The organism is Isoptericola sp. NPDC056134 (assembly GCF_042264825.1).
GTDB lineage: Bacteria > Actinomycetota > Actinomycetes > Actinomycetales > Cellulomonadaceae > Isoptericola > Isoptericola nanjingensis.
Genome location: NZ_JBHJVM010000001.1, coordinates 18,315 through 31,826 on the forward strand (window position 1 = coordinate 18,315; position 13,512 = coordinate 31,826).

Here is a 13,512-nt window from a genome sequence, read left to right on the forward strand (position 1 = left end):
GCGGCCTGATGTGGTTCCCCGCGGCGTCCTTGGACGGTGACGGTGGGGCCCTGCCGTTGTCCCTCTTTTGTGAGATTCTTCGCCCCCTGACGACCGATCTCGCACCGGAGGACCGATGTCGGCTCAGCCGATCTCGAGCCGGACGGCGTCGTAGGCCGCCTCGTTCCACAGGTGCTCGGCGCCGGCGTTGATCTGCAGCGTGATCTCGTTGCCGGCCGGCTTCAGCAGGCCCGCGTCGAAGGCGATCTCGCGGGTGTAGTTCCGCCCGCCGCGCGCGCTGCGGTAGGTGGCCCCCTTCGCGTCCTCGGGCCCGAAGGTCCAGACGAACGGCTCCCCGTTGACCGTGATCGTGAGGTTGCTGTTCTCCGGCGGCACCGGCAGCGCGGAGCCCATGGCCCACGCCGCCAGCGCGATCGTCAGGGTGGCCTGCGCGCCCGCCGCCGGCGCGCGGTCGAGGTCGAACAGGATGCGCCACGGGCTCTCCTGCCGGGTGACGTGCAACCGGTACGTCGTCGCCCCGCCGTCGCCGTCGCTCACCACGAGCTCGAGGACGGTGCGCTGCGCGTGCAGGGCCACGGCGAGCCCCTCCTCCGGCACGACGTCGCCCCCGATCGTGACCTGCGCGCCGCCCCGGCCCGCGGCCCGGACGACGACGGACTCCTGGTCCCAGGGCAGGTCGACGGCGAAGTCGGAGCGGAACGTGCTGAAGCCGGGCACCAGGTCCGCGCCGTCGACCTCGAGGCCCCCGAGCACGGGGAGGGCGGCGTCCGCCGCGAGGATCTCGACGGCGTTGAGGCGGCCGTCGCCGCCGGCGAGGAGGTCGAGCCGCCCCCCGGTGACGGTCACCGTCGCGGTGTGCACGGCGTACTCGCCCCGGCCGGAGTCGAGGGCCACCGGCTCGCCGCCGCCGAACGAGACCTGGGTCTTGTTGGCCGCGATGTCGTCGCCGGAGAGCACGGTGACCTCGTACTCGCCGTCGGGCAGGTCCACCGCGAAGGTGTAGCCGGACCCGACGACGAAGTCGCGCTGCAGGTCCCCGTCCGACCCGCGGTCGCGGGAGTCGACCGCCCGGTCGAGGCCGAAGCCCGCCCCGGCGGAGTACAGCGTGTTCTGCGCGACCCGCTGGTACCCGGCGGCGACGGGGCTGGACGCGGTGCCGAAGTCGAACAGCCGGACGCCGTCGGCATCCTCGGGGAGCACCGTGCCCTCCGGCGCCTGCACCGGGTACGACCGCTGGTACTGGATGTAGTTCCAGTCCTTCGCCGTGCTCGTGCCGACCGTGTACGTGACGCCGTCGGGGAAGTCGTCGTGGAACGACTCGAACAGGCCGTAGCGCCGGAACTCCCGGCCGTGCCGGAACTCCCGGGAGTCGCGGGTGGGGGTGCCGAGCTGGAACACCGTGCGCCCGTGGCTCGTGGGCTCCCACAGCATGCGGCCCAGCGTGACCTCCTGGCCGGCGCCCACCTCGACGTCGTCGATCACGTACTCGCCCCAGAGGCCGCCGCCGTAGACGGTGAGGCGGTAGGTGCCGGGGCGCACATGGTCGAGCGTGAACTGCCCTCCCCGACCGAGGTCGGCCCAGTAGTTGTGGCCGAGCACGGAGTCCTGCATGGGCGTCCCGTTGTCCGACAGCACGACGACGGCGCCCTCCAGGTTCGGCGTGCCGGGGACCCGCACCGTGCCGCGCACGCGGGAGCGCTTCGCGGTGGGCGTCCAGCCCTCGATCGCGAGCCGGTCGTAGAACTCGGCGTGCGCCTCGAAGCGCGCCTGGCGGGCGGCGTCGCGGCGCAGGGCGCGCGGGTCGTCGCCCTTGTTGAGGTAGACGAAGTATGGCCCGTACGTCTTCTGCCACGCCTGCCCGGCCGCGACGCGCACCGGCGGCGCGCCGTAGTGGGTGGCCTGCGGCTCCACGAGCAGCACGGGGGTGTCGCCGGTCTGGTGCAGGATCAGGTCCTGGCGCACGGGGCCGCCGCTGAACCCCTCGAGGTTCGGCAGGGCGGCCCACATGCCGTAGCCGCTGCCGTACAGCCCGTGCAGGCTGTGGTCCTTCATGGACACGGCCCAGTCGTACTTCGTGTAGTAGCGGCGGGGGTAGGCGGAGCCGGTGCCCTCGAGGTCGTAGGTCGCGTCCATCACCATCTCGGCGCGCGAGATCTCGCCGCCTGTGGGCATGCGTGCCGCGGCCTCGCGCCACCGGACGGCGTCGGCGTCGTCCTCCACCGAGGCGTGCGTGAAGACGCCGCCCGCCGTGTAGAAGACGTACCGGTGCTGGTCGGTGCGGAAGCCGTGCAGCTCCGCGGGGTGGTCGTAGCTGTACGCGAGGTGGATGCCGGCCTCGCCGGAGCGCACGACGTGGTGCCGCACCAGCCAGCACGGCATGTCGCCGGACGGGCTGTGGTGGTACGCGACGTCGACGAAGTCCTGCTCGACCCGGACGGTGAGGTGGTTGTCCGCCGGCGGGAGCGGAAGACTCCCGCCCTCGCGGACGGTGTTCATGTCGTAGTTCCCGCGGCCGACCAGGTTCACGCCGTCGTAGACGAGCGAGGTGGTCCGACCATTCGACTTGTCGACGGTGAGGCGGACGATGCCGTTGTCCACGACGACGTGCGTGTCCGTCTCGACGACCTCAGGCGGTCCCGAGGCGGCGGCGCGTGGGGCTTGCGCCCACGGCAGCAGCGCTGTTGCGGTGATCCCGGCCAGCTTCCCGAACGTGCGCCGCGTCATTGCGGCCGATGTGGTCATGCCACGGGAAATTAGCACGATTCAATCGTCGATTGGAAGGATTCATTAGACGACTGGAGTGTCGAGCTCAGGTCGCCGGCGGGAGGGCGGCTGTCAGGTCCACCTCGACGAGCTGCCCGGGGAATCCCAGCTGGGCCACCCCGAGCAGCGTGCTGGCGCTGGTGAACGCGGGGGCGAGGGGTGATCCCCTGCCTCCACGATCGTGACGTGGTGGTAGCCCGGAGTCACGTGCAGGCCCGCGGGGTCGAGGCGCGTGATCGTCATGACCCGAGTGTCACGGCCTCCGGCGTCGCGGTCGACGGGTTTCGCGCTCCGCCGCGACGGAGGATCACGAGGTTGAGCGCGGCCGCGGAGAGCAGCACGACGGCCGTGGCGACGAAGACGGCGCGCAGGCCGGCCTGCGCGGCGACCAGGCCGCCGAGCACGGGGCCGGCGACCTGCCCCACGTACTGCGCGGAGACGCCGAGCCCCAGCACCCGGCCGACGGCGTCCGGCGGGGCGAGGTGGCGCACGGCCGCGGTGATCGACGGCAGCAGGCCGCCGAGGCTCAGGCCCAGCAGCACGCGCAGCACGCCGAGCTGCCAGACGTTCGTCACGAGCGCCTGCGCCAGGGCGAGCACGCCCGCCGCCGCGAGGCAGGCGACGACCACGGGCGTGTGCCCGACCCGGTCCGCGAGCCGGCCCACCCGCGGCGCCGCGACGACGCTGCCCACGGCGGTCAGCGCGACGAGGATCCCCGCGACGCCGGCGGCGTGCGAGAGCTGGCCCAGGTCCTCGACGTAGACGGTGACGATCGGCTCGATCGACATCGTCGAGAACAGCAGCAGGCTCGACGTCGCCAGCAGCGCGACGACGGCGCCCGGGCGCTGCACCTGCGACCACACGCCGTGACGGCGGGTGGCGGCCCGGGGCGGACGCGGCCCGGCCGGCGGCTCGCGGAGCAGGAACGTCGTGGCGAGGAACGCCACGAAGATCACGGCCCCGCACACGACGAACGTCGTCCGGATGCCCACCCAGGCGGGCACGAAGCCGCCGACCAGCGGCCCGACGACGTTGCCCGCCAGGATGCCCGACGACAGCACCCCGAGGGCCCACGCGCTGCGGTCCTTCGGCGTCTGCGCGGCCACGAGGATGGTGGCCCCGGAGGAGTAGCCGCCGAGCAGGCCCACCAGCAGCCGCACCGCGACGAGCTGCTCGACGCTCTGCACGAACCCGAGCAGCGTCATCGCGACCGCCATGCCCAGGCTGGCGCGAACCAGCATGGACTTGCGGCCGAACCGGTCGCCGAGCGCTCCCCACAGCGGCGCGGTGAGCGCCGCCGTGAGGAACGTGGCCCCGTACGCGACGCCCGACCAGCGCACGACCGCGGCCGGGTCGTCCACGCCGAGCTGCCGCACGTACTCCGGCAGGAACGGCACCAGCAGCGTCATCGCGACGAGCGTGGTGAACGACCCGACCGTGCCGACGGCGAGGTTCCGCCGCCAGTACCGCTGCTCGGGGTCGGCGACGGCGGGGTCCTCGACGTCAGGGCTGGTCATGCCCCAGGTCTACACCAAATGTCCGTTCAGTGGGACCATCTGTCTCGTATGGTGGCTATGCGTTCACGGTGAGACGCACCGTCGCGAACGCCGCGGGCGGCAGCTCCGCGGTGAGGACACCGCCCTCGAGACGCACGCCGTCGAGCGGGCGCGGCGCGACGGCGTCGGGCGCGTCGAAGGTGTTGTGCGCGGCCGGGTCGTCCGCCGCCAGCACCGTGGCGACGGGGTCGCTCACCGCGTGACCGCGCAGGTCGATCCGCACCGTGGCGCCGGCGTCGGGGTCGAGGTTGGTCAGCGACACCAGCACCGCACCGTCCTTCGTCGACGCCGACGCCGAGACCGTCCCCACGGCCGTGCCGTCGACGTCGTGCGTGGCCCGCGGCGACCGCTCGCGCACCGGCAGGCTCGCGGCGTCGTGGTGGCCCGCGCTCATCGCGAAGGCGTGGAACGTCGGCGTCTTGATCATCTTCGCGCCGTCGGTGAGCAGCATCGACTGCAGCACGTTCACCGTCTGTGCGATGTTCGCGAGGCGCAGCCGGCGGGCGTGGTCGTGGAAGGCGTCGAAGTGCACCGACGCGACGAGGGCGTCGCGCATCGCGTTCTGCTGGTACAGGAAGCCGGGGTTGGTGTCCTTCTCGACGTTCCACCACGTGCCCCACTCGTCGAGCGCCAGACCGAGCCTGGCCTCGGGGTCGTACGCGTCCATCACGGCCGAGTGCCCGGCGATGATGCGGCGCACGTCGAGCGCCTTGCGCATCGTGGCCCAGTACTCGTCGCGCGTGAACTCGGTGGCGGCGCCCTTGTCCCCCCACGTCCCGGCGAACGTGTAGAAGTGGAACGACACCATCTGCCACAGGTCGCGCGGCTCCGCGTCGCCGAGCTTCGCGACCTGCTGCATGAGCGTCTCGGTCCACGCGTAGTCGTCGTCCGACGCGCCCGCCGCGACCCGCACCAGGCGGTTGCCGCCGTGGTCGCGCGCGTACGTCGCGTGCTGCCGCGCCAGCGAGGCGAACTGGTCCGCGCGCAGGTTGCCGCCGCAGCCCCACGGCTCGTTGCCGATGCCGAAGAACGACACGCCCCACGGCTCGTCGCGGCCGTGCTCGCGGCGCAGACGGGCCATGGGCGAGTCGTCGCCGCGGGTCAGGTACTCGACCCAGTCCGCGGTCTCCTGCACCGTGCCGGAGCCGACGTTCCCCGAGATGTACGGGGCGGTGCCGAGCAGGTCGCACAGCGCCATGAACTCGTGCGTGCCGAAGGAGTTGTCCTCCACGACGTCGCCCCAGTGCGTGTTGACGATCCGGGGACGGTCGGCCGCCGGGCCCACGCCGTCGCGCCAGTGGTACGTGTCGGCGAAGCAGCCGCCCGGCCAGCGCAGGTTGGGGATCGCCAGCTCCCGCAGCGCCTCGACGACGTCGGTGCGGATGCCGCCGACGTTCGGGATGTCGGAGTCCTCGCCCACCCAGAAGCCCTCGTAGATGCACCGGCCGAGGTGCTCGGCGAAGTGCCCGTACAGGTGGCGGCTGATCGTGGGGCCGGGGACGTCGAGGTCGACGACGGCGTCGAGGGCGAGGTCGGGCGTGCTCGTGGACAGGTCGGTCACGGGGGAATCCTCCAACGTTGCAGGTGGCGGTCAGACGATACCCGCGGAGCCCCGCGCGGATGCCAGACTCCTCATGTGCCGAACACCCCGGATCCCGCCCCCGTACCGGCCCTCGCCCCCACCTGGCTGCGTGTCGCCACGCTCGTCGTCGCGGCCGCCGCCGTCCTCGTCGTCGCGTGGGCGTGCGCGACGGCGTGGGGTGCGGTGGTGCACGGCCACCCGGCGTACGCGGTGCTGCTGGCGCTGACGCTGGTGGGGGCGGTCGTCGCCGGGGTGCGGACGCTGCGCCGTCGTCCCGCGCGGCCGGGGTGGCGGCGGGTAGGGCGGGTCGCGCTGCTCCTCCTCGGCGCGGTGTGGGTCGTGCTGCTCGCCTGGCTGCGGCCGTTCGTCGCCGTCGAGCCGGCGCTCGCCGCCATGCGCTCGGACGACGCGGTGACGGTGACCGAGGGCGCCACCCGGTACGTGCTGACCCCGGCCGGCGGGGGCGACGGGACGGCCGTGTTCTTCCAGCCCGGGGCGAGGGTCGACGCCCGCGCGTACGCGGCGGTGCTGCGTCCGCTCGCCGAGGCGGGGCACACCGTCGTCGTCGCGAAGCAGCCGCTCGGGATCGCGTTCCTCGCCACCGGTGCGTTCGACGACGCCCGCGCGGCGGTGGACGCGGACCGATGGGTGGTGGGCGGCCACTCGCTCGGCGGCACCGTCGCGGCCATGGCGGCGGAAACCGCGGACGACGACGCCGAGGCACCCGCGGCCGGGCTGCTGCTGTTCGCCTCCTACCCGGCGGGCGACATGAGCGGCACGCTGACCGCCGCCGTCGCGTCCGTCTCCGGCAGCGAGGACGGTCTCGCGACGCCGGCGAAGATCGACGCGTCGCGCGCCGACCTGCCCGCCGACGCCGCGTTCACCGTCGTCGAGGGCGCCGGGCACGCGTACTTCGGCGACTACGGCCCGCAGCCCGGCGACGGCACCCCGACGATCTCGCACGACGACGCCCGCGCGCAGATCTCCGGCGCCGCCGTCGCGTTCGTCGACGGCCTCACGCGGTAGCCGCGAGGTACTACCTCGCCGGGACGGGTACTACCTCGGCGAGATCGGTACTACCTCGGCGAGATCGGTGCTGCCTCGTGCCGGGGTCACACCCCGTCCAGGGTGAGGTGCACGACCACCTCGTCGCCGTCGTCCACGCCCTCGGGCCGGCGCACGGCGTCCTTGAGCGGCACGAGATAGCCGCCGTCCCTGGGGAACAGGGAGGTGGTGAAAGTGGTGCCGCCGAGGCGGCCGGTCACGGGGATGACGCCCCAGCCGTACGTGACCAGCGCCGCGACCGCGGCGATCCGCTCCGCCTCGGCGTCGGGAACGGCCACGTAGTAGTACGGCGCGGGACCGCGCCACTGGAACACCTCGCCGCGCACCTCGAGCTCCATGCGCCCAGGCTGCCGCGAGACGCTGACACGGTCGTGCTCACGCGAGGTCGAGGACGGCGAACCCGTGCCCGTCGAGGTGCACGACGTCGCCGTCCCTGCTCAGGCCGCGCGCCTCGACCTCGCGGGCACCGGCCGCCCCGGGCACGGTGATCGACACGGACGCGCGGCCCGGGTTGAGCACGACGGCGAGCGTGCCGCCGCGCAGGTACGCGAACGGGTAGCCGGTGGCCAGCACGTCGACATCGGCGGTGGCGTCGAGCCGCGGGTCCGAGGTGCGCAGGTGCGCCAGGCGGCGTACCAGGTGCAGCAGCGAGCCCTCGTCGTCGAGCTGGGCGGCCACGGTGGGGCGGTCCCGGTCCGGGTCCTGCGGGAGGTAGCGCGACTCCGCCACGTCCGGCCCGAGCCGGCCGGGCGGCACGTCGCCCCACTGCATCGGGGTGCGCGAGCCCGCACGGTCGTAGGTGGGGTTGAGCCGGGAGCCCTCGAGAGTGGGGGTCTCGGGGACGAACCGCATGCCGATCTCGTCGCCGTAGTAGATCGACGGCATGGAGGGCCAGGTGAGGGTCAGGACGAGGGCCGCCCGCGCCTGCTCGGCGTCGCGCGCCCCCGCGACGAGCCGCGTGAAGTCGTGGTTCGACGTCGGCAGGCCGGTGAGCCCGCCGCGCCCGGCCGCCGCGATGGCGCCCGTCGCCTCCTCCCAGGCGCGGACGAAGGTGCCCGCGTCGCCGCGTGCCTCGGCGTCGGCCCAGCTGGGCACGTCGCCCCACGACGGCTGCACCGTCCCTGCGCCGTTGTTCCACAGCGAGCGCAGCGGCAGGCCGTCGTCGTCGCCCCCGAACTGGAGGAAGAAGTCGGCGTGGAAGCCGGACGGCACGGAGACGCGCGGGTCGCCCCACTCGCTGATCAGCACGCGGCCGGGATAGGTGGCGTCGAGCCAGGCGCGGTTCTCGCGCCACAGGCGGCCGGTCTCGACCAGCCCAGGGTCGTCCTTGACGAGCGACGCCGCCATGTCGACGCGGAACCCGGCGACGCCGAGGTCGAACCAGTGCGCCATGATCTCGCGCAACGCGGCCCGGTTCGCCTGCGGACCCGCGGCGTCGACCGGGCTGCGCCACGGCTGGGCGGGGTCGGGCCGCGCGAACCCGAAGTTCAGCGCCGGCTGCACCGGGAAGAAGTTCGGCAGGTAGAACCCGCCGCGCCGGCCCGGGCCGGGCTCGAATCCGTCGACGGGGACGTCGCTCCACACGTACCGGTCGTCGTCGGGGTCGTCCGCGGACGCGGCGAACCAGGGGTGCTGGTCGGACGTGTGCCCGGCCACGAGATCGAGCAGCACGGCGATGCCGCGCCTGCCCGCCTCCTCGGTGAGCTCCGCCAGGTCGTCGTTGGTGCCGTACCGCGGCGCGATCGTCATGAAGTCCGCGACGTCGTACCCGGCGTCGGCGAACGGGGACACGAAGCACGGGTCGAGCCACACCGCGCCCACGCCGAGCCAGCGCAGGTAGTCGAGACGCGCCGTGATGCCGGCGAGGTCGCCGATCCCGTCGCCGTTCCCGTCGGCGAAGCTCTGCGGGTACAGCTGGTACAGGACGGTACGCCCGAGGCGCGGGGCGAGGTCGACGGCAGCGTGCGGGGACGTGGGGGAGTGGGTCGGCACCGAGGCTCCTGTGGATCGGGATCTGGATCGAGATCGGGTCGGACGGGACAGCAGGCGGGGTCAGACGACGCCGGTCGTGCCGAGCAGCGACCCGAGGGCGAAGGTGACGCCGAGGGCCAGCGCGCCGCCGACGACGACGCGAGCGACGGACCGGTTGCGAGACGACCCGCCGATCCAGGCGGCGATCGAGCCGGCCGCGCCGAGGGCGGCGAGCACGACGACGAACGTGCCGGCGACCTTCCACGGCTCGGGGACGAGCAGCACGGCCAGCATCGGGAGCACGCCGCCGCACAGGAACGCGAGCAGCGACGCCCACGCGGCGTGCCACGGGCTGACGACGTCGTCGGGGTCGATGTTGAGCTCGGCGGACAGGTGGGCGCCGAGGGCGTCGTGGTGCGTGAGCTCGGTGGCGACCTGCCGTGCCGTGCCCTCGCTCAGGCCCTGCCGGCGGTAGAGGCCGACGAGCTCGTCGAACTCCTCGTCCGGCATGGTCGCGAGCTCGTGCTGCTCCTTGGCGATGAGCGCCTTCTCGCTGTCCGACTGGCTGGACACCGACACGTACTCGCCGAGCGCCATCGAGATCGCGCCGCCCACGAGGGCCGCGAGCCCGGCCGTGAGCACGGGCGCCCGCTCCGGCGTCGCGCCGGCGACGCCCACGACGACGGCGGCCACGGAGACGATGCCGTCGTTGGCGCCCAGCACGCCCGCCCGCAACCAGTTCAGCCGCTGGGCGAGGCCGCCGGCGTGCGGCTCGTCGGGATGGCCGGTCGGGTCGGTCTCGGTGCGCTCGGACATGTGCTCAGCACAGCATCGCTCGGTGGGTGCCGCCAGCACGACGCCCGACCGGGCACGGCACGGACCGCGGGCTCAGGCGTGCGTGGGGTGCTCGTGCTCCGGGTGGGTGTCCGGCTCGACCTGGAAGGTGGAGTGCTCGACCGCGACGTCGAAGTGGGTGGCCACGCACTCCTGCAGCTCGTCGAGGATGCGGCCGGCGTGCCCGTCGGTGAAGCAGCCCGAGTCGACGACGACGTGCGCCGACAGGATCGGCAGGCCGGTGGCGATGAGGGAGGCGTGCACGTCGTGCACGTCGCGCACGTGGTCCACCTCCAGCAGGTGGGCGCGCACCTCGTCGAGGTCCAGCCCGGGCGGGGTGGACTCCAGCAGCACCGACCCCGCGGCTCGCAGGAGCTTCACGGCGCGCGGCAGGATGAGCGCCCCGATGAGGAGCGCGGCGACGGCGTCGGCCCGCTGCCAGCCGGTGGTGGCGATGACGATCGCGGCGACGATGACGCCCACCGACCCCAGCGCGTCGTTGACGACCTCGAGGAAGGCGGCTCGCAGGTTGAGGTTCGCGTCGCGGCGGCCCGCGAGGACGGCCATCGACGCAAGGTTCCCGACCAGCCCGATGACGCCGAAGACGACGAGCTGCGTGGAGGGGATCTCCGGCGGGTCGGCGAGCCGCAGCACCGCCTCCACCAGCACGTACACGCCGACCACGAGCAGCACGGCCGCCTGCGCCAGCGCGGCCAGCACCTCCGCCCGCCGGTAGCCCCACGTACGCTGCGGCGACGCCGGCCGCAGCGACAGGTGCGCGGCGAACAGGGCGAGCGCGAGGCCCCCGGCGTCGGTGAGCATGTGGGCGGTGTCGACCAGCAGCGCGAGGCTGCCGGTGAGCAGCGCCCCGACGGCCTGGGCGACCAGGATCGTGGCGGTGATGCCGAACGCGATCGCGAGCCGGCCCCGGTGGTCGGCGGCGCCGTGCGCGTGGTCGTGGTCGTGGCTCACGCGGCGTCCTCGGAGCCGGCGCGTCCGTGGGGCGTGCCCGGCGTCGCGCACGTGCAGTCCGGCCCGCAGCAGTCCGGGTCGACGACGAGCGCCAGCCGCAGCATGTCGCCGAGCGCGTGCGCGAGGTGCGGGTCGGACAGCCGGTACTCGGTGCGGCGCCCGTCCTGGCGGCCCACGACCAGGCCGCAGCCGCGCAGGCACGCGAGCTGGTTGCTCATCACCTGCTTGGAGACGCCGAGCGTGGCGGCCAGGTCGGACGGGTAGGCGGGGGCGTCGCGCAGCGCGAGCAGGATGCGCGCGCGGGTGCCGTCCGACAGCGCGTGCCCGAGCCGCGCCAGCGCCGCCGTGTGCGTGAGGGTCACCGTCTCCATGGGCGCGACGGTACATGCCTCCATGTACTCACGCCAGGCTGTCGGCAGGCGCGGGCGGGGTGCTCAGGCGGTCGCCGGGGCGATCGCGTCGAGGACGGCGAGGTCGTCGTCGGTCAGCCGGAGCGCCGCGGCGGCGACGTTCTGCTCCAGGTGCGCGACGTCGCCCGTGCCCGGGATGGCGAGCACGTGCGGCCCGCGGTGCAGCGTCCACGCCAGCCGCACCTGGGCCGGCGTCGCGCCGTGCCGCGCCGCGACGTCGGCCACCTGGGCGGCGCCGGCGTCGTCCGCGGCCCGGGCGCCGGGGACGGCGCCGGCCACGGACGCGGCGACGGAGAAGAAGGGCACGAACGCGACGCCGCGCTCGGCGCACAGGTCCACGAGCGCGTCGTCGCCGCGGTACGTCAGGCCGTACCGGTTCTGCACGCACACGATCGGGGCGATCTCCAGCGCCTCGGTCAGCTGTTCGGGCAGCACGTTGGAGACGCCGATGTTCCGGACCAGGCCGGCGTCGCGGAGCTCGGCGAGCGCGCCGACGTGCTCGGCCACCGAGCCGGGCTCGGTCGTGAGGCCCGTGCCCCAGCGCAGGTTCACGACGTCGAGCTGGTCGAGGCCGAGCTGGCGGATGTTCTCCTCGACCTGGCCCCGCAGCTGGTCGGGCCGGGCGTAGGGCTCGAAGGCGCCGTCGCGGGACTGGGACGCGCCGATCTTCGTGGTGATCACCAGGTCGTCGGCGTAGGGCTGCAGCGCGGCCCCGATGAGCTCGTTCGCCGAGCGGGTGGGGAAGAAGTAGAAGGCGGCGGTGTCGATGTGGTTCACCCCGAGCTCGACGGCGCGGCGCAGCACGGCGACGGAGTCCTCGCGCGGCCGGACGGTCGCGGAGCCGAGGGTGCCGATCAGGCGCATGGCGCCGAAGCCGAGGCGGTTCACGGTGCGGTCGCCGAGCTGCCAGGTGCCGGCAGCGGCGGCGTCGGGGGTGGTGGGGGCGGTGAGGGAGGTCGTCATGTCGTCCAGCCTCGGCGCGGTCGGGGCGGGGGTCACGCGAGTGGCAGGTTGTTGCCGACCCTGGCAGCACCCTGCCGCCGGGTGCAGGATCGAGGCATGCAGACCGGAGAGGCCGTCACGGTCGTCCAGGGGGACGAGGAGCTGCTCGCCCGCACCGCGCACCTCTTCGCGCACGCGACGGAGATCTCCTGCGCCGCGAACGACCTCGGGACCTGGGTGGTGACCCACGGGCCGCAGCCGGTCGAGGACGCGGCGTCGGCCCGGCGCGACGACGTCCGCCTCCGCAAGGTGTACCGGCCGGGCGTGCTTCTGGACCCGGTGGCGGCGCGTGGGCTCGCGCGAGCGCGGGAGCTGCACGGTGCGCAGATCCGCATCACGACCGACGAGGTCAACGAGACCATCCTCTTCGACCGGCGCCTCGCGATCCTCGCCGGCGACGTCCGGGCGGGGCGGCGCAGCTACGGCATCGTCACGCAGCCCGAGGCGGTGGAGGGGGTCGCGTCCCTGTTCGAGGCCGTGTGGCGGTCTGCCGTCGACCTCGACGTCTTCGATGCCCGGATCGCCGAGATCCGCGCGATCGCCCCCCAGGTGCTCGACCTGCTCGGGCAGGGGGTCAAGGACGAGACCGCCGCCCGCGCCATGGGGATGGGCGTGCGCACCTACCGCCGCCGCGTCGCCGAGCTGCTGGCCGCGCTCGGCGCCACCTCGAGGTTCCAGGCGGGCGTGCGGGCGCGGGAGCTGGGCCTGGTCTGAGCCGTCGTCAGCCGTGCCGCGTCGGCACGTAGACGAGCTCCTGCGTGCGGCCGTCGAGCGTGCGCGTCTCCACGAGCTCGAGGTCGAAGTCCGCGGCGCCGCGGAACAGCGGGTCGACGCCGGTCTGCCCGGTGATCACGGGGAACAGCGTCACGCGCAGCTCGTCGACCAGGCCCGCGGCCATCAGCGCCCGGTTCAGCGACAGGCTGCCGTGGGACCGGAGCGGCACGGGCGACTCCTGCTTGAGCCGGCCGACGACGTCGACCGCGTCGCCGGCGGCGACGGTCGCGCCGCCGGGCCAGTCGAGGGGGTCGCGCAGGGTGCTCGACACGACGGTCGCGGGGGTGCGGACCATGCGGGAGACCCACGGGTCGTGCACGTCGGAGTCCTCGGTACTCGCGGCGAGCATCTGCATGAACGCCCGGTACGTGGTGGCCCCGAGGACCATCCGCTGCTCGGTGTCGAACAGGTGGAGCCGGTGCTCGAGCAGCTCGGGCCCCTGCTTGCCCCAGTAGCCGGTCCAGTCGCCGTGTGCGGCACCGAAACCGTCCAGGCTGGAGAAGACGTCGAACGTGTAGGTCGTGGCCATCGTCAGCTCCTCGGTCGGCGGGCCGCCTCAGTTCTTGAACACGACTGTACGACT

General features: G+C 73.8%; 12 protein-coding genes. 2 read left to right on the forward strand and 10 right to left on the reverse strand.

Annotated elements, in window-relative coordinates:
- Nucleotides 1-123: 123 nt before the first annotated feature.
- The 3 genes from ACFCZN_RS00095 to ACFCZN_RS00105 form a co-directional block, all read right to left on the reverse strand.
- A complete protein-coding gene (locus ACFCZN_RS00095; RefSeq protein WP_430555412.1) occupies nucleotides 124-2,742 on the reverse strand; it encodes a polysaccharide lyase family protein in 2,619 nt (872 codons plus the stop codon).
- 260 nt (nucleotides 2,743-3,002) lie between these two features.
- Complete coding sequence (locus ACFCZN_RS00100; RefSeq protein WP_430555413.1) at nucleotides 3,003-4,280, reverse strand: MFS transporter; 1,278 nt, start codon at nucleotides 4,278-4,280, stop codon at nucleotides 3,003-3,005.
- Nucleotides 4,281-4,335: 55 nt separating this feature from the next.
- Entirely contained in the window at nucleotides 4,336-5,880 is a 1,545-nt protein-coding gene (locus tag ACFCZN_RS00105; protein ID WP_429763023.1) for an alpha-N-arabinofuranosidase, read from the reverse strand.
- Between the two features lie 75 nt (nucleotides 5,881-5,955).
- Here ACFCZN_RS00105 and ACFCZN_RS00110 point away from each other — a divergent pair, with 75 nt between their 5' ends.
- Nucleotides 5,956-6,927: an alpha/beta hydrolase gene (locus ACFCZN_RS00110; protein ID WP_430555414.1), complete on the forward strand. Its 972-nt coding sequence runs from the start codon at nucleotides 5,956-5,958 to the stop codon at nucleotides 6,925-6,927.
- A gap of 86 nt (nucleotides 6,928-7,013) precedes the next feature.
- Here ACFCZN_RS00110 and ACFCZN_RS00115 read toward each other — a convergent pair whose 3' ends face one another.
- The 6 genes from ACFCZN_RS00115 to ACFCZN_RS00140 all read right to left on the reverse strand — a co-directional run bounded on the left by ACFCZN_RS00115 (nucleotide 7,014) and on the right by ACFCZN_RS00140 (nucleotide 12,116).
- Nucleotides 7,014-7,304 (reverse strand): DUF1905 domain-containing protein, encoded by a 291-nt coding sequence (locus ACFCZN_RS00115; RefSeq protein WP_430555415.1) that lies wholly within the window; start codon nucleotides 7,302-7,304, stop codon nucleotides 7,014-7,016.
- 37 nt (nucleotides 7,305-7,341) lie between these two features.
- Nucleotides 7,342-8,958, reverse strand: coding sequence for an alpha-amylase family glycosyl hydrolase (locus ACFCZN_RS00120; protein WP_430555416.1), 1,617 nt, complete (start codon nucleotides 8,956-8,958; stop codon nucleotides 7,342-7,344).
- 60 nt (nucleotides 8,959-9,018) lie between these two features.
- Nucleotides 9,019-9,753, reverse strand: coding sequence for a VIT family protein (locus ACFCZN_RS00125; protein ID WP_430555417.1), 735 nt, complete (start codon nucleotides 9,751-9,753; stop codon nucleotides 9,019-9,021).
- A gap of 72 nt (nucleotides 9,754-9,825) precedes the next feature.
- Nucleotides 9,826-10,743, reverse strand: coding sequence for a cation diffusion facilitator family transporter (locus tag ACFCZN_RS00130; protein WP_429763028.1), 918 nt, complete (start codon nucleotides 10,741-10,743; stop codon nucleotides 9,826-9,828).
- Nucleotides 10,740-11,114 carry an ArsR/SmtB family transcription factor gene (locus ACFCZN_RS00135; protein ID WP_429763029.1) on the reverse strand — a complete coding sequence of 125 codons (375 nt, stop codon included), beginning with the start codon at nucleotides 11,112-11,114 and terminating at the stop codon, nucleotides 10,740-10,742. The genes ACFCZN_RS00130 and ACFCZN_RS00135 overlap by 4 nt, the downstream gene beginning before the upstream one ends.
- Nucleotides 11,115-11,177: 63 nt before the next feature.
- The gene (locus ACFCZN_RS00140; RefSeq protein WP_430555418.1) at nucleotides 11,178-12,116 is read right to left on the reverse strand and encodes an oxidoreductase; all 939 of its coding nucleotides are present in this window, start codon (nucleotides 12,114-12,116) and stop codon (nucleotides 11,178-11,180) included.
- Between the two features lie 96 nt (nucleotides 12,117-12,212).
- On the opposite strand from ACFCZN_RS00140, the gene ACFCZN_RS00145 reads away from it, so the two are divergent.
- Nucleotides 12,213-12,869: a DNA-binding response regulator gene (locus tag ACFCZN_RS00145; protein ID WP_429763037.1), complete on the forward strand. Its 657-nt coding sequence runs from the start codon at nucleotides 12,213-12,215 to the stop codon at nucleotides 12,867-12,869.
- A 7-nt stretch (nucleotides 12,870-12,876) separates the two neighbouring features.
- Here ACFCZN_RS00145 and ACFCZN_RS00150 read toward each other — a convergent pair whose 3' ends face one another.
- Nucleotides 12,877-13,458: a dihydrofolate reductase family protein gene (locus tag ACFCZN_RS00150; RefSeq protein ID WP_429763038.1), complete on the reverse strand. Its 582-nt coding sequence runs from the start codon at nucleotides 13,456-13,458 to the stop codon at nucleotides 12,877-12,879.
- Nucleotides 13,459-13,512 lie beyond the last annotated feature (54 nt).

Excerpts from the sequence above, each read along its gene's own strand:
- ACFCZN_RS00150 (WP_429763038.1), bottom strand. The coding sequence starts at position 13,458 with ATGGCCACGACCTACACGTTCGACGTCTTCTCCAGCCTGGACGGTTTC.
- ACFCZN_RS00140 (WP_430555418.1), bottom strand. The coding sequence starts at position 12,116 with ATGACGACCTCCCTCACCGCCCCCACCACCCCCGACGCCGCCGCTGCC.
- ACFCZN_RS00100 (WP_430555413.1), bottom strand. The coding sequence starts at position 4,280 with ATGACCAGCCCTGACGTCGAGGACCCCGCCGTCGCCGACCCCGAGCAG.
- ACFCZN_RS00135 (WP_429763029.1), bottom strand. The coding sequence starts at position 11,114 with ATGGAGACGGTGACCCTCACGCACACGGCGGCGCTGGCGCGGCTCGGG.
- ACFCZN_RS00145 (WP_429763037.1), top strand. The coding sequence starts at position 12,213 with ATGCAGACCGGAGAGGCCGTCACGGTCGTCCAGGGGGACGAGGAGCTG.
- ACFCZN_RS00095 (WP_430555412.1), bottom strand. The coding sequence starts at position 2,742 with ATGACCACATCGGCCGCAATGACGCGGCGCACGTTCGGGAAGCTGGCC.
- ACFCZN_RS00115 (WP_430555415.1), bottom strand. The coding sequence starts at position 7,304 with ATGGAGCTCGAGGTGCGCGGCGAGGTGTTCCAGTGGCGCGGTCCCGCG.
- ACFCZN_RS00125 (WP_430555417.1), bottom strand. The coding sequence starts at position 9,753 with ATGTCCGAGCGCACCGAGACCGACCCGACCGGCCATCCCGACGAGCCG.